We start from the raw sequence: 18,420 nt of genomic DNA, 5'->3' as shown, positions 1-18,420 counted from the left end.
CAGCGCGATCTACTGCCAGCCACGCCCAGCTTCGCATTATGTGTATATGATGTGTATAGCAGCTTTCGGAAATGTGTACATCGCGCCCAGCGAGATGTGTATACGGTCTGGGAGGGCAAATGCTTACGGATACGGCCATAAAAAAAGCGAGGGCGGGCGATAAAGGTTATCATCTGACCGATTCCAGCGGGCTATCCATTTTCGTGACCCCTGCTGGCTCAAAGGTCTGGCGCTTCCGATATCGGTTTGCCGGTAAACCCAAAGTGCTTTCATTCGATTCATATCCCGAAGTTTCGCTCGCGGAAGCTAGGCAGCTTCGCGATGAGGCGCGGAAGCTGGTCAAGGCTGGAAAAGATCCGGCTGTAGAAAAACGGAAACTAAAAGCAGGGCCGCCAGATCCCGACGCAAACACTTTTGAGAGGGTGGCGCGAGACTGGTTCGAACTGCAGAAATCATCTTGGGTCGAACGGCACGCGGATGACGTGATTACCAGTCTGGAGAGGGACGTCTTTCCTGATCTCGGTTCAGCCTCGATAAACGACATCACTCCGCCTGATGTGCTTGAAGTGCTCAGAAAGATCGAAAAACGACCAGCTATCGAGACGGCACATAGAGTTCGGCAGCGCATGTCTGCTGTGTTTGTTTTCGCCATCGCTAGCGGCAAAGGTTTGACTGATCCTGCGGCAATCGTTCAAAAAGCACTCACGCCGATCCAAAAAGGTCGCCAGCCCGCCGTCGCGACATTGGCTGAGGCGCGAGAGATAATTGCAGCGCTCGATCGTGAGCCTGCACATCCCGTTACGCGGCTTGCCATGCGGTTGCTCGCGCTGACTGTTGTTCGCCCTGGCACTTTGATTACCACGCGGTGGGATGAGTTGGCTGACGTGGATCCGGAGAAACCAATATGGAGGATCCCGGCAGCGCGGATGAAGTTGCGCAAAGCGATGAAGGATGATGATCGCAACGATCACGAGGTTCCGCTATCGCGCCAAGCTTTGGAAACGCTCAAGGCGGTGCATACTTTGACCGGAAAGGGGCCCTATGTATTTCCGAACGCGCGGCATGCACACAAACCAATGAGTGAGAACGCGCTTGGATACCTTCTCAATCGGGCCGGGTTTCCTCAAAGGCATGTGCCGCATGGCTGGCGGTCCACTTTTTCGACCGTTATGAATGAAGAGTTTCCCGCGGATAGGTTCGTTATCGACGCCATGCTGGCACATAAGCCGAAGGACAAGGTCGAGGCCGCATACAATCGAGCGCAACACATGGCGCGCCGCTCTGAGCTGGCGCAGATATGGGCCGATAAGTTGTTAGAAGGTGCGTTACCTGCCGCCGATCTTCTCGGCGGACGTAGGCGGTCAGCTCCGACAATATTTGGCGAAATAGGCGAATAAGAAAAGAGCGGGTTCCCCCGCTCTCTAATGCCTTGGCAGTTCTTCGATCCACTGTTGGATCTCGTCTGAACGCCATCGAACACAGGTGGAACTAAGTTTGACTGCTTTGGGAAAGCTGCCCTCATTGATCTTCTTATAGATCGTTGCTCTGGCGATGCCGGTTACTTTCATTACCTCTTGCAGGGGCATTAATCGTGTCGATTCGCTATTAAACATTTGAGCCTCCTGCATCATTCCCTCGCAGAATGTAGCCGACGCCCGCTTCGCCAAGTATTGGATAGCCCGCGCCTCGCAGCGCAGAAATATCGCGATAGATCGTTCGATCGGTCGTATTGAACTGTGCCGAAAGCTCGCCAGCGGTGATTTTGAACCGTGTTTGCAAGATGGCAATAATCATCCGCCTCCGGTTGCCGACTCGCTGGACAATTTCATGGTACGGATTTTCAGGACCTGGCATCATGACGGTCGCCCTCTGATGGGTGGTTAAGCAGGCTACGGACAACGAATCCGATATAGCCGCCCAAAACGAATAGGGTGACGTGTGGCAGATATTCGGTCATCGTCTGCATCCTCCGAACGTGTCGCACTTGTCAGAATTGCCGAACATATCTTCTTCGTCTGGAGCATCTTCCAGTTCGAGTGCATCTGGCATTGGTTCTGGCGGCTGATATTTCCCGCGTGGGCTATTGGCCCATTTACGCACTTCGTTGGCCCCGACCGCGCCCATGTGGCGCTTTGGTCTGAACATTGTCTTGCCGACTTCCTGCTCAATCTCCGCAATCGCTTGCCAGTCAGCTTCGGTGAAGCGCTTCATGTCGTTGCGGTTGGAGTTAATGCAGCGGCACTCTCGCGACCTGTGGGGCAGTACTTCCCAGCCTGCACGATGAATGAGCGCGTTCCGCTCAGCTTCGGAGAAAGTGGCGAACGGCGCAACCATCATTCTGCCGCCATGGTTCATCGACTTGATGAGCCATTCGGGGAAATCGGCACGATCCTGACTTTCATCGCGGCGTACGCCGACGAGGCAGACAGCGCGGCAATCAGGATCGTTCTCGGCAAGCCAACGCTGTCCGGGTTCGATTTTCAGGATGAACGAACACCACTGAAATTTCTGTGTCGGGAAGCCCTTCTTGTCCCGCGCCAGCTCGCGAAAGCCGATGCTGCTAGTCCGATAGGGTGTGAAGCCAAGGGAATGAACCCACGCTTCGCCTTTCTCGACACGCTCGGCCCAGCCGTCAGCCATCCAGCCAGTATCTGTGAAGACAACAGCCACGCCTTCAAGTTCGTTCTCATGCGCCCATTGGATAAGGGCAATGCTGTCATTGCCGTAGCTAACGAAGATCACGAACCGGATGGGTTGATTTGTCTTCTGCCCACCGAAATCGAGCAAATCTGCAATGTCGTGCTTCCTCATCACGCCACCTCACTGCTTGGAGGAGTAGGGAGACGGTCGAGCCGTTCGATTTCCGCGAGGATGAGAGCGCCAGCTTTGACCAGATTGCGCCTGCGGTCAGACGGTTTCCACCACTTCAAATCCCAAGCGCGAGGCCAAATGCGATAAGCCCACGGGAATGACAGTTTGCCTTTGCTAACTGCGCCGGTCAGGGTTGACACGCCGATCACATAAGAAGCGGCAGCGAAAGCCATTTCACCGCCCGCGTGGGTATCATCGTGCTCCGGCGTCCAGCCTTCCGCCTCGATCTGACGGCGGCGCTCGGCAAGCACGTCACGGGCGGCCAGAGATAGGGCATCGGGCTTGTTTTTCTTGTTTTCAAGGTCTCGTTTCATTTCCAGCCCCATCTTGACGGCTTCGCGCAAGCTACCTTCCCGCGCTTCCGCCGCTTTTCGCGCTTCTGCAATTGATGGATACGCGGGTTTACGCATTGCTGCCCTCCGATGGTGCAGAGGGGAGAGGACGCCAGTGGGTGGGAACTTCGCTGCCTTCTAAGCGCAAGGCTTGCGGCCACTGAGTGAACCAGTCTTCCTTGAACAAGGTTTCCTCGTCCAGCAGGTCAAGTTCAGCCTCTGACACTGGGAACGCGCTACAGCTTGTGTAACTGGCAATGAACTGACCACAGTCTTTGCGCCACGCCAATATCTCTGTTCCATCCCGTGGTGTGTTGGGATGGTCAAACGGCAGCCATCCTTCCCCCTGCGCTCCGTCATCGCTGGGCTTATCCGCTACTGGATGTAGGGCGCGGATTGCGGCGAGAACATCTCCTGCGTTAATCATGACATCAGGGTGGCCGCAGCATTCGGGCGAACCATCACTTGATCGCTCGCCATTCCCACAACACACTTGCATTCCGTTGTCGGTGATAATTTTGTTTATTGCTCCCGCCGCTTCCTCCAGCACAGCCGCTCTGCCAGCGGAAGGATCAAGCGCCGACAGGACACGAGCCTCATAGTCGGCCTGTGCGGCGGCTTTGGCAGATGGCAGATCGTCGCCATCATACAGCATGGCCCCATCTGAATAACGGACTGTGGCGAAATAGAAACTGTCCGATCCGAACGACTGATTGATGTAGTACAACATACCTCTGTCGTCAGACGTAACATACGTCATCGCAACTCGTTCAGTGTACGTCCAATCAAGTGCCTTCACCCGCACCGCTGCTAGGTGAGGGAAGGCTGCGGTGAGGGCGGCGCGGTGACTTTCTGTGCTATCACCTTCGCATTCTCTATACGCCTTCTGTGCTGCCCTTACGGCATTGTCACTCACCTCCATTACACCACCCTCCGCAGGCGACGGCGATTGTCGTTGGCTGGGCTGCGACGCTGGCGCGGAGCGCCATAGCGGAACCGAACGCCAGTAATGCGCGCCAGTTCGAAAGCCGTGTCTCGCAGCGTTTCGGCCTCAGTGTGATAACCAAGCGCGCGCACTGCCTTTGAAATCGACAGGACCTGCGCGGCGGTCGTGCCTTGCTTCTGAAAGTCGGCGGCGGTCAGGATGGGCGCCATAGCGGCGTGCGTCGTCGATACATGTCTGTGCATGTCATTCTCCTCGTGTTTGGTGGGTGCAAAAAAGCCGTGGCGCAAAAGTGCGCAAAGGCCGTAAGTCTGGGAGGTTCGGGGGCTTAAGAGCCCCGTCGCTATCTTTCGCGCCTCATGCGGATAATCCCAACCCAACGCCGCACACGGCTACAACGAACCCCAGCACGACAGCCAGCTCCACAGCTTCTCTGGCTGCGTACCTGATCCACGGCTGTGGGCGGCCATGTTTCCTAGCCTTGTAGTCAGGGCGGCGCATAGGCTCGACACTGCCGGCCTTCGGAGCGTCGGTATGCGTGTCTGGTTCCAAGTCGGCGAGCATTTCTAAAAGGGCGCGGTTCATGCTGCTGCCCTCCGGTCTTTTGCTGGCCGTTCTGCCGCCGGTACGTTATCGTTCGCAGCTACTGGCTCGAGGCGATAAAACCCGTGATTGCCCGCGCCCCGATGGTTCATCGGTATGGTCCAGCCAAACGAGGGCAGGAGCTTGCGGAGGCGACTGATTTGCACCCGCACAACGTTTTGGGCGCCATCAGGACCGCCGTTTGGGTCAAAGGCGTAGACGTTGTCGACGAGTTCGTCGATGTAGATGCGACGCGGGTAAATCGCTGTCAGCGCATCGACGATGTTTTTTTGCCCGCGCGGGAGGGGAGCAGCTTCAAGTTCGGTGGCTGGGTTCCGCTCCATCTTATGCAGCCTCCGCCAGCTCAACCGGCGTGCAGCAAGCCGCGGCGCCGCTCGTCTGGAAAACTTCGAACGTCTCGCCCGGGCACAGGGCAGCGAGACGCGTCGCCTCGGCCAAGGCCTGCTCAAACGAGCCGTGTTCGTATGGCATGGTGGTGAAGACGCCAACGCGGCCGGTCTTCTTGCCGCGGCGGAATACAAAGAATCCGCCGCCGATGATTTCATTCAGGCGAGGCTTGGGGTTTCTTCTTCTCGGTGCTGTTGCTGACATTTGGTATCTCCTCGTGTTTTGGTCGGTGGTCAGCAGATCAAGCTGGTGAGGCTGTCTTCGTGCTGTTGGGGAGAAGGTAATGGGATATTTCACATTAGTCAATGGGAAACTTCCCAAGTGACGAAATTTGTTCGATGGGGTAAAACCCATTTATGAAACAAGTCACTGTAGACAAAGATCGTTTCCGGGCCGCGATGAAGAAAGGCGACTGGAGTATGAAGGCCCTATCGCTCGAAGCTGGGATGGGGGAAACTTTTGTACGCGACATCTTGGATCGCGGTGCTGTTCCAAAAATCGACTCCCTGAAGTCGGTTGCTAACATTCTGAATACCACTGTCGGGTATCTTATCGGGGAAGAACCGGGAGTAACTTCAGTGGTAGGGCGAGTCGGGGCCGATACGAGTGGTGAAATAGTCTATGGAACTGGCGACGGCGGGTTCGGGGATGTCATTATCCCACCTGGCGCCGGCCCCGAGTCGGTAGCCGTTGAAGTGCACGGCTACTCTATGGGAACTTTCGTCGATGGGGCTTTGATTTTTTATAGCGATCAAAAGCTAGCCCCCTCTGACGAAATGCTTGGCGATATGGTCGTTGTGGGACTAAGCGACGGTCGTGCGCTATTGAAGCGGCTAACGCGTGGATCTCGTCCAGGTCTTTACGATCTGGAATCGCTAAATGGCCCAACCATGCGGGACCAGGAAGTCGTTTGGGCTGCCGACATTGAATCTATCGTGCCGCCGCGACAGGCTCGACGAATACGCATCTAGCGCTTTCGGGTGATAAATCACAATGCCGCGCTTGCGGCATTTTTTATGCTCTGAATAAAAAATGGGAAAAATCACATTGACAAATGGGATTAATCCCAATATCTTCCAATCATCAACCGACGCAAAAGACGCCGGGATCACAAAATGGCAGGCAACAGAATGAACATCCTCCCACGGATTTTCGCCCTTAATAGATAGAAACCATTTCTGAGGAGAAGCGCCATGATGAACACAGCCGAAAGAAGCCGCATCGCTTCCGCGCCACAAGGGCCATAGATTTCAAAAGGGACACTGCCGACTGAAACGTCGGCGGTGCTTTCGGCGTGGCCAAACAGATAGTTCAACTCAGCGGCTTCTCGCCACGTCAGAACCTAAAAAGCAGGCTGTTATGGGTCGGCACCACCCGTTACCCCAGCCTGCCCGTACGTCGCGGTTAACACGAGGAGGGCCGAAGCCGCTTCTACTCCGCGATTTCCTTCGCAGGTACCACCCCGCGCGACCAGACAGATGCCGTTAGACGCGGCGCTTGTCAACCATCGCCAACCACAAGAGGAGACATGCAGTATTCATCAAGACACGAACTGCAGGCAACTGCCGCCGCGCACCGTAAAAATGGCGCGTCGTTCGGGAAGATTGCGGAATTGATGGGCATTACCAGAGGCCACGCCTGGTCGCTGCTTTCGGAAAGATCTCCCACGCTACCGGCGCCAGAGCCAACAGAGAAGACCGTTGTGCGGCGCACAACTTTTAACGGCGGTTATTCGGGAGGATGCATGGACATTTATGTCTCGCTGCCCCGCATAACCATTCTGGACGGTCCATTTACAGGCACAGTCCACTAGCCTTTTGAGGCAGGCCGACCGCGAGGATGACGGGGCCAACGACTAACCTCCCGACGAGGAGGCCATCTTGAAAACGAAATATACACGAACGGGCGAGCGGGACATGACAAACCGCAAGCCTTACCGGACGGCTGCGCAAAAAGCAGCAGCGCGCGCTTCGGCACGTCTTATTGACGGCCGTTACATTTCCAGCGCGCCTGTCACTTACCACCGCGCACCGAAAAGAGGTGCCGCATGACCAATCCGATGATTTCGGCAGTGCTGGATGCGCTGAAGAACAGCCCAGCCGAATGGCATTTTACTGAGTATCGCGCCACCAATCGCAATCGTGGCATCGATATCTGGATCGGCAATGGCCTGTATGGGCTTGATGTCAACGGTTACGGCAGCGTGACGGTTCTTTCATGCTTTTTCGGATGGCTTATTCCATGGCGCTTACGCGTTTGGCGAGCCGTATGGCGTGCCAGGGCGGCGCAGATTCGGGGTGCCGCATGACCTGCGAATGCGGTGAATGCTGGGACTTACCCGGCGAAATCGTCGTCCACCGGCTTTGGAAGTGGAAGGGCATCATCGTCGAGGAGCGCGACAATTACCGCTGGCTGACTGTGCGTTTCATGATTCCCGGCACCGGCCTTGTGCAGCTTGAGGTCTCGCGCTTCGAAGTTGAGCCAGATTTCGAAGAGGATGACGGCGGCGTCGAGGCGGACAAGCCCGATGACGACAACGTCATCCCGGTCGATTTCACCAAGAAGGTGAAGCTTACGAAAAACACCAAGACGAGGGGAGCAGCGTGATGGCTGACAAGCAAACAGTGAAGGTTGGTGACAGAATTACGGCCAAATTCGATGATTCCTGCAATGACTACAGGGCCGGTAATACTTTTTACGTCCAAGAGATTGATGAACAAGATGGCGAGATGATTGTTATCTTCACAGACAATGTTGGCGACAAACGTTATCGGCGCGTGAGCGAATTCACCGTGGAACACGCGCCCGTTGCTGGAGCAACCGGCAAAGCTTCCTGTGCTATCGAGGAGGGGGATCGGGTGCGGGTGCTTTCGGATTATCTCCCATGGGCAAGCGCCGACGAGATCGGCACTGTCCAGAACGCGAATGCGCGCGATCGCGATTGCTTTGTGAAGTTTGAAACAGAGCGTATGGGCGATCATAATTGGTATGTGCGTTGGGATAACCTTGAGCTTGCGCCATCCCTCAACATCGAAACCGGCAAGTTCTATCGTACCCGCGATGGGCGGAAGGTTGGGCCGATGAAGCGCTACAACGATGGTTGGCTGAATGAATCAGACGGTCATGGTCGTATGTGGCGCGACGATGGATTGCGGTATTACGAAGAGTCACGCGGCGACGGCAGCGACCTCATCGCCGAATGGGTCGACGAGCCGGCGGGTAATGCCAATGCGCCTGCGACCACACCCGCAATCGTCGCCTTGATCGAAGGCGGCCAGCCCAAGCCGTCAGAGCAGCCGAAGGTTCATAAAAGCGAACAGGCCGCCACTGACGAAGCTGAACGGCTTGCCGTCAAATATCCGGGCCAGAAGTTCGGTGTGTTCGTTCTCGCTGACTCGCGCATTGCCGATGTCGTTATTCGGAGGGCAGCATGACCTCCACCACGTACAGCCACACGCGCAACTATGCGCCTAAAGACTACGCCGACGGCGACACCTTCTATGAGCCGGAAACCACGCTCGGCCTTGGTGACCGCTTTCTCTGGGCCTTGGCAGTTGTTGCTGCGCTCGCTTTGACGGTCGGCTTCTACGGATGGGTGCTGGGATGATTTCCTTCACCACAAAAGCTACAGCCGACATGCCGCACATCGATCCCGGGCGAAAGCCCGGTGTCGGACGCATCGGGCAATCCTTGGCGCTTGCAGCGTTCGCGCTGGCAATCGCCGCGACAATTGCAGCCTTCCTATTTTGGAACCTGCTCCTGCCGTTCTATGGGCTGCTGTATCTGTGGGGTGCGCACTGATGCCACTCAGACCGCCGCGCGACAACTGCGCAGCCGCCCTCACAAGCCCGCCTGCATGGCTTGTAGGCTGGCTCATTCTTGCGGCCGTCATCGCCGCAATCGCCGTTACCCACCACACCTACTGAACACGAGGAGACCTATGGCTCTATCTCTTTCAAGCCTCAAGTCGACCAAGAGAAACGATCCGCCTGTGATCCTTCTCTACGGCGTCGACGGCATCGGCAAGACGTCGCTCGCGGCAGAATTCCCGGACCCGATCTATCTAGCAACCGAAGGTGAGCGCCCGCCGTCTGACATCGAAATGGCAACCCCCGGCACGATTGAATCCTTCGACGACCTGCTGAACGTCATCGGCGAACTGCTAACCGAAGAACACGACCGGCGCACCGTGATTATAGATAGCCTCGACGGGCTGGAGCCGCTTGTCTGGCGTGCGACCGCTGCCCGCCTCGGCATCAATGGCATCGAGGATGCGGGGTTCGGCAAAGGCTACGTGGAGGCCGATACCGAATGGAATGAGCTCATGGCCGCCGTGTCGGCGCTGTCCCGTGCAGGCATGTATGTAGTCATGCTGGCGCACCCTGAAATCGTGCGCTTCGACAGCCCGACTACGGACCCGTATTCACGATACCAGCCTAAGTTGCATAAACGATCGAATGCACTGGTTCGTGAGAAGTCTGACATCGTCGCTTTCATGAATTACCGCATCTCCATCAAGGAAAAAGAAGTGGCGCGCCAGACGAAGGTCAGCCATGCCGAAGGCGGCAAAGAGCGCCAGGTGCATTTCAACGAGGCGGCAGGTTTCAACGCCAAGAACCGTTATTCAATGCCCGACAGCGTCGTTTACCGCAAAGGGCAGGGCTTTACCGATATTGCGAAGTTTTGGCCGATTGCCCACGACAATGACCAGAGGGAGGCGGCGTGATGGCGACTGCATTTGAACGAGTGCGCGATATCCTTGTGCTTCACCTCGACGTCGCACAAGAACACGTAGCACCGACTGCGGCGATTATCGATGATTTGGGCGCCGACAGCCTCGATTTGGTCGAACTCATCATGGCTTTCGAAAATGAGTTCGAAGTTGAGGTTAGCGACTACGAAGCCGAAAAATGGCTAACCGTGCAGGACGCCGTAAAGGCTGCTGAACGGCTTACGGCGGAGGCTGCCTAATGGAAAAAGCTCTAGCTGGCCTTGTAGCAATCGCGGCCATCCTCTTCTTCGCACCGCTCATCGGTGTTCTGGGCGGGGCATTCGTCGGATGGGTCGTGGGCCTGTTTTTCGCAGAAACTATCCACGCCTTCCTTGCGGCCGTTGGCATCAACGCGGCGGGCCTTGCGATGTGGCAGATCGGTGCTTCACTCGGTTTCATCGGCGGGTTCTTTCGCCCGGCTATTCATCGGGCGAAGGCGTAAACACCCAAACCCCAACGCAGCTGTTTTAAGTAAATAACGTCGCTCCGCTGCGGACGGAGCGCGCGGAGCGACGGCGCAAAGCAATCCTCCTCCCCTGATTACTTACGCAGCAGCGAATTACCATGAGAAGAAAATGGTTAATAGTTAAACATCCGTAACGATTACCTAACCGAACCACCAACAACACGAGGAACTTATAGATGGCGCAACTAGGCGTTCAATTTAACCCGCAGGATCACAGCACCGAACAGTCTGATTTCGAGCTGCTGCCCAACATGATTGCAAAGCTCGAAATCTCCGCCGGCGATGTAAAAGTCGACGGAACGGACATCGCGGTGAATTTCACAATCGATGTGGTCGAGCCGGAGGAATACAAGGGCCGCCGCATTTGGCACTGGGTCGACGTTCAGAACCGGGACGCTCAAAGACAGGACCGTGGTCAGAAAGACCTCGCCAAGCTCTGCCGGGCGGTTGGTCATGACGGGCCTCTGGAAGATACCGAGCAGATCCTGTTCATCACTTTCACTGCCCAGATTGTCCAAAATCCCGCTGGCGTCAGCAAGAAGACGGGCAAAGCATACAATGCCAGCAACCGTATCCGGAAACTCTTTTATCCCGACGAAGGCAACGTTCCCCAGCCTTCAATCGACGCCAACCAGCCGGTAGCGCAGGCCCGTCCGGCCAATGACAACCGACCGGCTGCGGCAAACAGCAACAAGCCTGCACCGGCTGCTGCTGCGGCAGGCAAGAAGCGCCCCTGGGGTTAAGCCACACCAACCCGCTACTGGCGCGAAAGCGCCGGTAGCAACCACCTTACCGATCCGAACACGAGGAGATACGCATGGCTTATGAAGCGGAGCGCAGACAGATCGATGCCGCGCTGCCAATACGCTTTGACGGCGCGTTTGTAGCTGGCGGCGCTGTGACGAGCGTTTTCACCGGGGCGAAGATCAATGACGTTGATCTTTACTTCAAATCACGCCGGGCGTTTGAGCGCGCTGTTTATGACGCATATGAGGAAGGCCTATGGTGCGTCGCTGCTAGCAAGCGGGCCGTGACGTTTGCCGACCAAAGCAACAATATCGCCCAGTTGATGTATTTCGACTTCTTTCCGACTGCCGAAGATATCTTCAAGGCATTCGATTTCACCGTCTGCATGGGCGCAGTGGACTTGGACACGGGCCAGCGATCCGAATGGAAGGGAGCAGAATTCGTCACCGTCGGCGAAAAGCATCCCGACTCCGGCTTTGTTTTTCATCCAGACTTTCTGAAACACAACAGCCAACGATTCCTGAAATTCAACGCTGGAACGCGATATCCGCTAGCTTCGTCAACACGCGTTCTGAAGTACCAGCAGCGCGGCTACACGATCGGCAAGGGCGACATGATGAAGATCGCGCTGGCAGTTCGTGGCGTGAAAATCGACACATGGGACGATCTGAAAGACCAGATTGGCGGCGCCTACGGCGACAAGATTGTTCTAGGCAATGAGGACAAACCTTTCACTATCGAGGCGGCGATTGATGCCCTGACCGTCGATGACGCCGAAAGCGAGCCGTGGGTGCAGCCTGCGAACGACAATATGCCGGGCACTGCAGAAACGCTACTGGCGCATATCGCAAACCTAAACGGCGTCGAGTTCGTCCTGCCTGAACTCGACGAGGACGGCTGGCCTTTGGCGGCCTAAACCCAACAGGCGCGGCTACCAACCGCGCCTTCTACCACCGAACACGTGGAGACTAACGCATGGCACCCCTCCCAAAAGCAGAATCCAGCACTGTGCGCGCCATCTACGCAGCTTACGAGGCCGCCAACGAACAGAGAGACGGTAAGACCATTCCCGCCTCTCAGGTGGCGGAAGAATGCAGCCGCAAGCTGTTCTTCGATTACAGATGGACCACACCGCACGAATCCATCCCTGGTCGAACGCTACGCATTTTCGAAACTGGTAACATTGAAGAAACACGCTGGATTGAGAACCTTCGCATGATCGGGTGCGAAGTCGTTGATTATGGCCCAGACGGTCGGCAAATCCGCGTTGAGCTGTGCGACGGTCATGTTGGTGGCTATCTCGATAGCGAAATTCTTGGCCTGCCCGAAGCTCCGTCCAAGTGGCACGTCGGCGAAATAAAGTCACACAACCTGAAAAGCTTCACGGCGTTGAAAAAGGAGGGCGTCCAGAAAAGCAAGCCTCTCCATTTTGGGCAGATGCAAATCTACATGCACGCGCGTGGGCGTGACCGAGCGATATATCTCGCGGTCTGCAAGGACAACGACGAACTTTACACCGAACGCGTTCATTATGACGCGGCATACGTAGCGCGGCTTTTGGCAAAGGCCGAACGCATCATCCATGCGAACGACCTGCCACCGCGCATCAGCGATAACCCGGAGTATTTCTCGTGCAAATGGTGCAAGCACAACGCGATTTGCCACGATGGCGCATGGCCGAGAACCAACTGCCGGACGTGCATTTTCAGCAGCCCAGAGCCGGGTGGAACGTGGGCATGTTCGCGATTCAACAAGCCACTGTCACTGGCCGAGCAAAGCGAGGGATGCCCTGCTTTCCTTACTTTGCCGTGCTTGGTTCCAGGAGTGCAAACAGACTGCGATGAAGAAAACGAAACCATTACCTATACCCTTAAATCTGGTGAAGTGTGGACAGACGGGGCGGGTATTAACCCCAGCCAATGATAACCATCCTAAGTACATGGGGCCTCATGTACCAGATCGAGACATGGCGTCGAAGCTTGGGGCTAAATACTACAACACCGGTGCGGCATGTATTCATGGCCATACGGCGCTAAGATCAACTTCCGACGGCAAGTGCACGGTGTGCAAATGGCTACAATGGGAAGCAAACCGTAGAAAAAAAGGAAAGAAGCCCTTTCAACCAAATTGGAAAAAGGCCGAGGCGCAAAAACTAGGTGATAAGTTCTTTCATGGAGAACCATGCCCGCACGGCCATAGCGGTATGCGCTGGACGCACAATGGAGCGTGCGTTGAGTGTACGATCAATGCAGCAAGGAAATTTCAAAACACTCCAGAAGGCATAGAGGCAAGAAAACAGTGGCGCTTCGACAATCCAGATAAGGTTCGAGAATATAACAGAAACTCAAAAGCCAAAAGAAAGGGCGCAGAAGGAACGCACACAGCACAGGACATACGAGATATCCTGACTAGACAAAAATACAAATGCGTTGAGTGCGGGGCGTCTGTTCGCAAAAAAAGCTATCGCCACGTTGATCATATTATGCCGATTGCCCTTGGCGGAACAAACTGGCCATTTAATCTTCAAGTGTTGTGCCCGTCCTGCAACCTTTCAAAAAATGCAAAACACCCACTCGAATGGGCTAGAGAGAAGGGGCGATTAGTTTAATGCTAACCTTACGCGACTATCAACGTGCCGCGGTTGACGGCCTGTATGACTACTGGCGCGAACAACCCGGCTCGCCTCTTATCGTGCTTCCGACGGGCGGCGGCAAGAGCCTCGTGCTGGGTACGATCTGCAAGGAACTGATCGAAGGCTGGCCCGACATGCGCGTGCTCGTGGTAACGCATGTACGTGAATTGATCCTGTCGAACTATCAGGAACTCCTGAATATTTGGCCTTTCGCGCCTGCTGGTATCTTTTCGGCTGGCGTAGGCCGGCGTGATGCGAAGGCGCAGATCGTTTTCGGCGGCGTGCAGACCATCGCAAACAAGGCGGAGCAGATCGGCCACATCGACGTCGTTCTGGTCGATGAAGCCCACCTCATGCCGCGCAATTCCGAAACGCAGTATGGCAAGCTGATCGAGGGCCTGCGCGCCATCAACCCTGACCTGAAGCTGGTCGGTCTCACAGCCACGCCTTATCGCTTGGGCGAGGGGCTTTTGACGGAAGGTGACGGCGCACTTTTCGACGACATCTGCTTTGAAAAGCCAATCGACGAAATGATCGAGGAAGGCTATCTCTGTCGTCCGATTTCAAAGGGTATGGCTACGGCATTCGATCTGTCTGGCGTCGGCAAGCAGGCCGGTGATTACAAGCAGAACGCATTGCAGGCCGCCATCGACAAAGACGATATCACTGCCTCGGTGGTCGACGAGATTGTAACGTATGGCACGGCGTCGGGTGCGGAGCGCAAGGCCTGGCTTTGCTTTTGCAGCGGCGTTGAACATGCCCGACATATGCGGGACGAAATCCGTAGCCGGGGATTTAGCTGTGAGACCGTGACCGGCGACACCACGACCGGTGAGCGCGACCGGATTCTGGCTGACTTCAAGGCTGGCAAGATCCGCGCGCTGACGAATAATTCAGTGCTTACGACCGGCACAAACCTGCCGATCATCGATCTGGTCGCATTTTGCCGCCCGACCTTATCAGCGGGCCTTTATGTCCAGATGGCAGGTCGTGGCCTGCGTCTTTATCCCGGCAAGGAAAACTGCCTGTTTCTGGACTTTGCTGGCGTAGTTCGTAAGCACGGCCCTATAGACGCGGTCATGGCTCCGGGTATGAAGAAGGGCGACGGCGAAGCGCCGGTCAAGCAATGTCCGCTAGAGCCTGACGATCGTGGTCTAGTAGGCTGCGGCTCGCTGATCTATGCATCGCTATATACTTGCCCTGACTGCGGATACGAATTCCCGGTCGATGAAACACCGAAGATATCTGCGCAGGCCGAAGACGTGCCGATGTTGTCGAAGGACAACGCCAGCACCCGTCAAGTGGAGCGCCGCACCTTCGCATACCACGAAGGCAAAGGCGGCAAGCAGGACAGCGTGAAGGTGTCTTATTGGGTAGGCATGTCGCCAATTTCCGAATGGTTGGGGCCAGCGCACACCGGCTTCTTCAAGTCGAAGTCAGACCGGTGGTGGCGAAAGCACGGAGGTCAGGCTCCATTTCCGAAAACGGTGCTGGAATTCATGGAGCGCCAAAACGAGCTGCTGCCTACCGTGGAGATAGTCGTGAAGCCCAACGGCAAATACTGGGAAGTGGTCGACGCCATTGCGGGAGCTGCAAATGACAACGTGCCGGAGGCGGGCAACGACAATGTGCCGGTGCCAGCCTACAGCGCCGACCTGACTGACGATGAAATAAACGACGCGATGTACCTGTAGCGTTAACGGGATGCGCCGCGAGGCATGTTAACTTACCTACTGCTGCTTACCGCAGCAAAACCAACCACCGAAACACGAGGAGCAATGATGCAGAACAATTACGACCCGTATAACCCGCCGCCTATTGGTCACAATAGACCGCCGCTTTCCGCGTACGAGACTGTAAAACAGGAAATCGAAGACCTGTTTGATGAAGCTAAAAATTTCGCAGACGGTCAAGCAATCGACAGCCAGCCCATTGCCGACGCGATCACCGAACTGCACGACAAGCTTCATGAGGCCGGAAAGCGCGCCGACGAGGCTCGCAAGGACGAAGCGAAGCCGCATGACGATGCAAAGGCAGAGATACAAGATCGCTACAACAAGCTGATCGGCAATACTAAGTCTGTCAAAGGCAAGGTCGTGCTCGGCAAGGAGACGTTGCAGACATTGCTGACGCCCTGGCGCAATAAGCTCGTTGCCGAGAAAGAAGCTGCGGCCAAGGCGGCGCGTGAGGAGGCTGACCGCATTGCGCGAGAAGCGCAAGCGGCCATGCGAGCCAGCGCAGGCAATCTCGAAGAGCGTGAGAAGGCCGAAGAACTGCTTGCCGAGGCCAAGAAAGCTGACCGGTGGGCTAAGCGCGAAGATCGTTCAGCAACCACTGGCACAGGGCTGCGCACGATCTGGCGCTGCACACTGGAAGATGAAGGCAAGGCTTTGGATTGGGCATATGGCCGAGAGCCAGAGCGCTTCAAGGAACTCGTACAGTCCATGGCCGAAGAAACAGTGCGCGCGGGTATGCGTCAGGTGCCGGGGTTCAAGGTCTGGGATGAGCGGGTGGCGCGTTAAACAGATTCCGTCTAGCTTAAGAACACGGACAAGGCGGTCAGTACCGCAGATACACTGCTGATAATTGCTGCGATCTTATTCAATCGTCCTGCTTCATTTAAGAAGAGCTTAATATCGCCAGTTGTCATCTGAGGCACACCGTCGACATAGAAGCCACCCTTCGTCATAACTGTGCCTGTCTTTTGGTTCTCATCTGGGGGCGGCAAACTAGATTCAGCTTTAACTTGCGCTGACAGAATCCAATAATAGCATGAGATCGACCATCCTAAACATGCAAGTATGGCCGCGAACTTGCTCAAGTTCTTAAGTTCCAACAAAGCGCTAAAAACTTCGATCACGCCACTCCCCCTATCAATATACAGAATCAACCCCACCAATTCCCTTATCACACCACCCCGCCAGCCACCAACTGGCGGGTTACCACCACGAAATACGAGGAGATGAGGATGAATGAACCGCTACCTAGCGGGCCTTTCGGCTGCGTCCTTGCGGACCCGCCATGGGCATTTAGAACCTACAACAAGAAGAACATCGCCCCGACTAGAGGTCGCCAGCCTTATAGCGTGATGTTGGATGATATCAAGGCGCTACCTGTTGAGCAGGTATGCGCCCGCGACAGTTTGCTATTCATGTGGACCGTTTCACACCTACAGCGTGAAGCCTTCGATGTGGCCGCATCGTGGGGGTTCCGTCCTGTCAGTATAGCTTTTGTCTGGGACAAGGGCCGCATGGGTATGGGCTATTGGACCCGACAGGAAGTTGAAATCTGCCATCTGTTCAAGCGAGGCAAGCCGCGTCGCCTTAGCAAAGGTGTGCGCTCGCTGATCAAAGCGTCCCGCCGTGAGCATAGCCGCAAGCCTGATGAGCAGTACGATCGGATCGAGCGGCTTGTCGACGGGCCGTACCTTGAGCTGTTCGCACGCCAAGCGTGGCCGGGATGGTCATCGTGGGGCAATGAGGCAGGCAAGTATGCTGCGGCGAATGATAACCAAGATTTGCTGGGGAGGGTGGCGTAATGGCTAAGCTCACACGGGCACAGGCTCAGGCCCACTCTCAAGCAGTCGCCATACTGCAGCAAGAACGGCTGTCGGAAGACGATAAAGAATTTGTCTACAGGAACTGGAACGAAGGCGCGAACCACGTGAATGGCGCCGCGGGCGCATTCTTCACGCCATTCGACATGGCGTTTGATTTTGCGATAGATGCCGGTGGCGGCCGCATTATCGACCTCTGTGCCGGCATTGGAATGCTGTCTTACGCCATCTGGCAGCGCAGCCGTTTCGACGACAGCAGGCCACAAATCACCTGCGTTGAGCGTAACGCCGATTATCTGGAGGTGGGGAAGAAACTGCTGCCAGAAGCAGAATGGATTCATGCTGACGTGTTTGACGTTCTGGATATGGGGCTGGGGCACTTCGACAGTGCGATTAGCAATCCTCCGTTCGGAAATATCAAGCGGAGCAAAAATTCCCCGCGATACAGCGGTAAGGACTTCGAGTTTCACGTAATTGATATTGCGTCCCATTTGGCAGACTACGGCACGTTCATCGTTCCGCAAATGTCGGCTGGATTCAATTATTCCGGACGGCAGAGCTATGAGCGACAAACCAGTGGCAAGGCCGTTAAGTTTCAGGAGCAGACTGGCCTGCTTTTCGATACAGGCTGCGGTGTCGATACCGCCTATTTCATCGATCAATGGAAAGGCGTCTCTCCAATGTGCGAGATCGTTTGCATTGACTTTACAGAAGCGCGCCCCGTTGCCGCGAAAGCGCAACCGGCGAATGACAACCAGCCGCCTGTGCAGGCCAGCCTTTTCGGAGATGCCGCATGAGTCATCCCGAACAGTGCTGGGTTTGCCAGAGACACGCCGTAGGCCTTGGTGTGCAAGCAGACCGCGAGCCGATCCGCTGGCTGTGCAAGGAATGCGCCGACATCGCCGAGCATATTCGGCATCGCCGTCGGTTGGACCCTTACGAGCTGCGCGCCCTTGATGCTGGCGTGGAGGCGGTTGGGGAATACTTGCGATCCATCCAAAAGACCGATCTTAAGGACATGGACGAGCTAGAGGCGCGCATGTTGGTACGCGCCGCATGGGAAGGTTGCGGGCGAGGGATGCGGGAAGCGTTGAAGGAGGCGCCGTTTTGAC

29 protein-coding genes and 1 pseudogene are annotated in these 18,420 nt (G+C 55.9%); 21 read left to right on the top strand and 9 right to left on the bottom strand.

All coding sequences use genetic code 11. The features are described 5' to 3' along the window. The first annotated feature begins 119 nt into the window (after positions 1-119). Entirely contained in the window at positions 120-1,397 is a 1,278-nt protein-coding gene (locus tag JAU75_RS19620; protein ID WP_199058134.1) for an integrase arm-type DNA-binding domain-containing protein, read from the top strand. Between the two features lie 24 nt (positions 1,398-1,421). Here JAU75_RS19620 and JAU75_RS24295 read toward each other — a convergent pair whose 3' ends face one another. The 8 genes and pseudogenes from JAU75_RS24295 to JAU75_RS19580 form a co-directional block, all read right to left on the bottom strand. Further along, a complete protein-coding gene (locus JAU75_RS24295; RefSeq protein ID WP_371836213.1) occupies positions 1,422-1,586 on the bottom strand; it encodes a helix-turn-helix transcriptional regulator in 165 nt (54 codons plus the stop codon). Between the two features lie 49 nt (positions 1,587-1,635). After that, positions 1,636-1,794: pseudogene (locus tag JAU75_RS19610) on the bottom strand (helix-turn-helix transcriptional regulator); the annotation flags it as partial. Positions 1,795-1,953: 159 nt separating this feature from the next. Further along, on the bottom strand, positions 1,954-2,787 hold the full coding sequence (locus JAU75_RS19605; protein ID WP_247880556.1) for a phosphoadenosine phosphosulfate reductase family protein: 834 nt from the start codon (positions 2,785-2,787) through the stop codon (positions 1,954-1,956). Positions 2,788-2,810: 23 nt separating this feature from the next. Then, on the bottom strand, positions 2,811-3,281 hold the full coding sequence (locus JAU75_RS19600) for a hypothetical protein (protein ID WP_199058130.1): 471 nt from the start codon (positions 3,279-3,281) through the stop codon (positions 2,811-2,813). Next, positions 3,274-3,933: a hypothetical protein gene (locus JAU75_RS19595; protein ID WP_210339354.1), complete on the bottom strand. Its 660-nt coding sequence runs from the start codon at positions 3,931-3,933 to the stop codon at positions 3,274-3,276. Before JAU75_RS19595 ends, JAU75_RS19600 begins: the two co-directional genes overlap by 8 nt. Positions 3,934-4,124: 191 nt before the next feature. Further along, positions 4,125-4,391 carry a hypothetical protein gene (locus JAU75_RS19590; protein WP_199058128.1) on the bottom strand — a complete coding sequence of 89 codons (267 nt, stop codon included), beginning with the start codon at positions 4,389-4,391 and terminating at the stop codon, positions 4,125-4,127. 336 nt (positions 4,392-4,727) lie between these two features. Further along, on the bottom strand, positions 4,728-5,072 hold the full coding sequence (locus tag JAU75_RS19585; RefSeq protein WP_199058127.1) for a helix-turn-helix domain-containing protein: 345 nt from the start codon (positions 5,070-5,072) through the stop codon (positions 4,728-4,730). Position 5,073: 1 nt separating this feature from the next. Continuing rightward, positions 5,074-5,340 (bottom strand): hypothetical protein, encoded by a 267-nt coding sequence (locus JAU75_RS19580; protein ID WP_199058126.1) that lies wholly within the window; start codon positions 5,338-5,340, stop codon positions 5,074-5,076. A gap of 152 nt (positions 5,341-5,492) precedes the next feature. On the opposite strand from JAU75_RS19580, the gene JAU75_RS19575 reads away from it, so the two are divergent. From JAU75_RS19575 to JAU75_RS19500, 17 genes are all read left to right on the top strand, one after another. Continuing rightward, complete coding sequence (locus JAU75_RS19575; RefSeq protein WP_076771303.1) at positions 5,493-6,107, top strand: S24/S26 family peptidase; 615 nt, start codon at positions 5,493-5,495, stop codon at positions 6,105-6,107. A gap of 909 nt (positions 6,108-7,016) precedes the next feature. Further along, positions 7,017-7,187: a hypothetical protein gene (locus tag JAU75_RS19570; RefSeq protein ID WP_199058125.1), complete on the top strand. Its 171-nt coding sequence runs from the start codon at positions 7,017-7,019 to the stop codon at positions 7,185-7,187. Beyond that, positions 7,184-7,444 (top strand): hypothetical protein, encoded by a 261-nt coding sequence (locus JAU75_RS19565; RefSeq protein WP_199058124.1) that lies wholly within the window; start codon positions 7,184-7,186, stop codon positions 7,442-7,444. Before JAU75_RS19570 ends, JAU75_RS19565 begins: the two co-directional genes overlap by 4 nt. After that, positions 7,441-7,743, top strand: a complete 303-nt coding sequence (locus JAU75_RS19560) for a hypothetical protein (protein ID WP_199058123.1) — start codon at positions 7,441-7,443, stop codon at positions 7,741-7,743. Before JAU75_RS19565 ends, JAU75_RS19560 begins: the two co-directional genes overlap by 4 nt. Then, positions 7,743-8,570: a hypothetical protein gene (locus tag JAU75_RS19555; protein ID WP_199058122.1), complete on the top strand. Its 828-nt coding sequence runs from the start codon at positions 7,743-7,745 to the stop codon at positions 8,568-8,570. The genes JAU75_RS19560 and JAU75_RS19555 overlap by 1 nt, the downstream gene beginning before the upstream one ends. Then, on the top strand, positions 8,567-8,743 hold the full coding sequence (locus tag JAU75_RS19550) for a hypothetical protein (RefSeq protein WP_199058121.1): 177 nt from the start codon (positions 8,567-8,569) through the stop codon (positions 8,741-8,743). The genes JAU75_RS19555 and JAU75_RS19550 overlap by 4 nt, the downstream gene beginning before the upstream one ends. Next, entirely contained in the window at positions 8,740-8,937 is a 198-nt protein-coding gene (locus JAU75_RS19545) for a hypothetical protein (RefSeq protein ID WP_247880555.1), read from the top strand. Before JAU75_RS19550 ends, JAU75_RS19545 begins: the two co-directional genes overlap by 4 nt. After that, positions 8,937-9,062, top strand: a complete 126-nt coding sequence (locus JAU75_RS24290; protein ID WP_273772910.1) for a hypothetical protein — start codon at positions 8,937-8,939, stop codon at positions 9,060-9,062. The genes JAU75_RS19545 and JAU75_RS24290 overlap by 1 nt, the downstream gene beginning before the upstream one ends. 14 nt (positions 9,063-9,076) lie before the next feature. Then, positions 9,077-9,862, top strand: a complete 786-nt coding sequence (locus tag JAU75_RS19540; RefSeq protein WP_199058119.1) for an ATP-binding protein — start codon at positions 9,077-9,079, stop codon at positions 9,860-9,862. Next, positions 9,862-10,107: an acyl carrier protein gene (locus JAU75_RS19535; RefSeq protein ID WP_199058118.1), complete on the top strand. Its 246-nt coding sequence runs from the start codon at positions 9,862-9,864 to the stop codon at positions 10,105-10,107. The genes JAU75_RS19540 and JAU75_RS19535 overlap by 1 nt, the downstream gene beginning before the upstream one ends. After that, positions 10,107-10,349 carry a hypothetical protein gene (locus JAU75_RS19530; RefSeq protein ID WP_021587370.1) on the top strand — a complete coding sequence of 81 codons (243 nt, stop codon included), beginning with the start codon at positions 10,107-10,109 and terminating at the stop codon, positions 10,347-10,349. Before JAU75_RS19535 ends, JAU75_RS19530 begins: the two co-directional genes overlap by 1 nt. A gap of 200 nt (positions 10,350-10,549) precedes the next feature. After that, on the top strand, positions 10,550-11,116 hold the full coding sequence (locus tag JAU75_RS19525; RefSeq protein WP_199058117.1) for a DUF669 domain-containing protein: 567 nt from the start codon (positions 10,550-10,552) through the stop codon (positions 11,114-11,116). 74 nt (positions 11,117-11,190) lie between these two features. After that, positions 11,191-12,036, top strand: coding sequence for a hypothetical protein (locus JAU75_RS19520; RefSeq protein ID WP_199058116.1), 846 nt, complete (start codon positions 11,191-11,193; stop codon positions 12,034-12,036). Between the two features lie 59 nt (positions 12,037-12,095). Further along, the gene (locus tag JAU75_RS19515; RefSeq protein WP_199058115.1) at positions 12,096-13,043 is read left to right on the top strand and encodes an oxidoreductase; all 948 of its coding nucleotides are present in this window, start codon (positions 12,096-12,098) and stop codon (positions 13,041-13,043) included. A gap of 43 nt (positions 13,044-13,086) precedes the next feature. Then, entirely contained in the window at positions 13,087-13,728 is a 642-nt protein-coding gene (locus tag JAU75_RS19510; RefSeq protein WP_199058114.1) for an HNH endonuclease signature motif containing protein, read from the top strand. Beyond that, complete coding sequence (locus tag JAU75_RS19505) at positions 13,728-15,446, top strand: DEAD/DEAH box helicase (RefSeq protein ID WP_199058113.1); 1,719 nt, start codon at positions 13,728-13,730, stop codon at positions 15,444-15,446. The genes JAU75_RS19510 and JAU75_RS19505 overlap by 1 nt, the downstream gene beginning before the upstream one ends. 84 nt (positions 15,447-15,530) lie before the next feature. Then, on the top strand, positions 15,531-16,274 hold the full coding sequence (locus JAU75_RS19500) for a hypothetical protein (protein ID WP_199058112.1): 744 nt from the start codon (positions 15,531-15,533) through the stop codon (positions 16,272-16,274). Positions 16,275-16,285: 11 nt separating this feature from the next. Here JAU75_RS19500 and JAU75_RS19495 read toward each other — a convergent pair whose 3' ends face one another. Next, a complete protein-coding gene (locus tag JAU75_RS19495; RefSeq protein ID WP_199058111.1) occupies positions 16,286-16,612 on the bottom strand; it encodes a hypothetical protein in 327 nt (108 codons plus the stop codon). Between the two features lie 108 nt (positions 16,613-16,720). On the opposite strand from JAU75_RS19495, the gene JAU75_RS19490 reads away from it, so the two are divergent. The 3 genes from JAU75_RS19490 to JAU75_RS19480 are packed head-to-tail and all read left to right on the top strand — an operon-like array spanning position 16,721 to position 18,419. Further along, positions 16,721-17,290, top strand: a complete 570-nt coding sequence (locus JAU75_RS19490; RefSeq protein ID WP_199058110.1) for an MT-A70 family methyltransferase — start codon at positions 16,721-16,723, stop codon at positions 17,288-17,290. Further along, complete coding sequence (locus tag JAU75_RS19485) at positions 17,290-18,105, top strand: methyltransferase (RefSeq protein ID WP_199058109.1); 816 nt, start codon at positions 17,290-17,292, stop codon at positions 18,103-18,105. The genes JAU75_RS19490 and JAU75_RS19485 overlap by 1 nt, the downstream gene beginning before the upstream one ends. Beyond that, positions 18,102-18,419: a DUF6511 domain-containing protein gene (locus JAU75_RS19480; RefSeq protein WP_199058108.1), complete on the top strand. Its 318-nt coding sequence runs from the start codon at positions 18,102-18,104 to the stop codon at positions 18,417-18,419. Before JAU75_RS19485 ends, JAU75_RS19480 begins: the two co-directional genes overlap by 4 nt. Position 18,420 lies beyond the last annotated feature (1 nt).

The sequence above is a fragment of the Ochrobactrum sp. Q0168 genome (genome assembly GCF_016427605.1).
In the GTDB taxonomy this organism is placed as follows: Bacteria; Pseudomonadota; Alphaproteobacteria; order Rhizobiales; family Rhizobiaceae; genus Brucella.
Note: the sequence above shows the minus strand (reverse complement) of the source record. Positions and strands in the feature narration are given on the sequence as shown.

Excerpts from the sequence above, each read along its gene's own strand:
- JAU75_RS19620 (WP_199058134.1), top strand. The coding sequence starts at position 120 with ATGCTTACGGATACGGCCATAAAAAAAGCGAGGGCGGGCGATAAAGGT.
- JAU75_RS24295 (WP_371836213.1), bottom strand. The coding sequence starts at position 1,586 with ATGCCCCTGCAAGAGGTAATGAAAGTAACCGGCATCGCCAGAGCAACG.
- JAU75_RS19600 (WP_199058130.1), bottom strand. The coding sequence starts at position 3,281 with ATGCGTAAACCCGCGTATCCATCAATTGCAGAAGCGCGAAAAGCGGCG.
- JAU75_RS19595 (WP_210339354.1), bottom strand. The coding sequence starts at position 3,933 with ATGTTGTACTACATCAATCAGTCGTTCGGATCGGACAGTTTCTATTTC.
- JAU75_RS19590 (WP_199058128.1), bottom strand. The coding sequence starts at position 4,391 with ATGCACAGACATGTATCGACGACGCACGCCGCTATGGCGCCCATCCTG.
- JAU75_RS19585 (WP_199058127.1), bottom strand. The coding sequence starts at position 5,072 with ATGGAGCGGAACCCAGCCACCGAACTTGAAGCTGCTCCCCTCCCGCGC.
- JAU75_RS19580 (WP_199058126.1), bottom strand. The coding sequence starts at position 5,340 with ATGTCAGCAACAGCACCGAGAAGAAGAAACCCCAAGCCTCGCCTGAAT.
- JAU75_RS19575 (WP_076771303.1), top strand. The coding sequence starts at position 5,493 with ATGAAACAAGTCACTGTAGACAAAGATCGTTTCCGGGCCGCGATGAAG.
- JAU75_RS19565 (WP_199058124.1), top strand. The coding sequence starts at position 7,184 with ATGACCAATCCGATGATTTCGGCAGTGCTGGATGCGCTGAAGAACAGC.
- JAU75_RS19560 (WP_199058123.1), top strand. The coding sequence starts at position 7,441 with ATGACCTGCGAATGCGGTGAATGCTGGGACTTACCCGGCGAAATCGTC.
- JAU75_RS19555 (WP_199058122.1), top strand. The coding sequence starts at position 7,743 with ATGGCTGACAAGCAAACAGTGAAGGTTGGTGACAGAATTACGGCCAAA.
- JAU75_RS19550 (WP_199058121.1), top strand. The coding sequence starts at position 8,567 with ATGACCTCCACCACGTACAGCCACACGCGCAACTATGCGCCTAAAGAC.
- JAU75_RS19545 (WP_247880555.1), top strand. The coding sequence starts at position 8,740 with ATGATTTCCTTCACCACAAAAGCTACAGCCGACATGCCGCACATCGAT.
- JAU75_RS24290 (WP_273772910.1), top strand. The coding sequence starts at position 8,937 with ATGCCACTCAGACCGCCGCGCGACAACTGCGCAGCCGCCCTCACAAGC.
- JAU75_RS19540 (WP_199058119.1), top strand. The coding sequence starts at position 9,077 with ATGGCTCTATCTCTTTCAAGCCTCAAGTCGACCAAGAGAAACGATCCG.
- JAU75_RS19535 (WP_199058118.1), top strand. The coding sequence starts at position 9,862 with ATGGCGACTGCATTTGAACGAGTGCGCGATATCCTTGTGCTTCACCTC.
- JAU75_RS19530 (WP_021587370.1), top strand. The coding sequence starts at position 10,107 with ATGGAAAAAGCTCTAGCTGGCCTTGTAGCAATCGCGGCCATCCTCTTC.
- JAU75_RS19525 (WP_199058117.1), top strand. The coding sequence starts at position 10,550 with ATGGCGCAACTAGGCGTTCAATTTAACCCGCAGGATCACAGCACCGAA.
- JAU75_RS19520 (WP_199058116.1), top strand. The coding sequence starts at position 11,191 with ATGGCTTATGAAGCGGAGCGCAGACAGATCGATGCCGCGCTGCCAATA.
- JAU75_RS19515 (WP_199058115.1), top strand. The coding sequence starts at position 12,096 with ATGGCACCCCTCCCAAAAGCAGAATCCAGCACTGTGCGCGCCATCTAC.
- JAU75_RS19510 (WP_199058114.1), top strand. The coding sequence starts at position 13,087 with ATGGCGTCGAAGCTTGGGGCTAAATACTACAACACCGGTGCGGCATGT.
- JAU75_RS19505 (WP_199058113.1), top strand. The coding sequence starts at position 13,728 with ATGCTAACCTTACGCGACTATCAACGTGCCGCGGTTGACGGCCTGTAT.
- JAU75_RS19500 (WP_199058112.1), top strand. The coding sequence starts at position 15,531 with ATGATGCAGAACAATTACGACCCGTATAACCCGCCGCCTATTGGTCAC.
- JAU75_RS19490 (WP_199058110.1), top strand. The coding sequence starts at position 16,721 with ATGAATGAACCGCTACCTAGCGGGCCTTTCGGCTGCGTCCTTGCGGAC.
- JAU75_RS19485 (WP_199058109.1), top strand. The coding sequence starts at position 17,290 with ATGGCTAAGCTCACACGGGCACAGGCTCAGGCCCACTCTCAAGCAGTC.
- JAU75_RS19480 (WP_199058108.1), top strand. The coding sequence starts at position 18,102 with ATGAGTCATCCCGAACAGTGCTGGGTTTGCCAGAGACACGCCGTAGGC.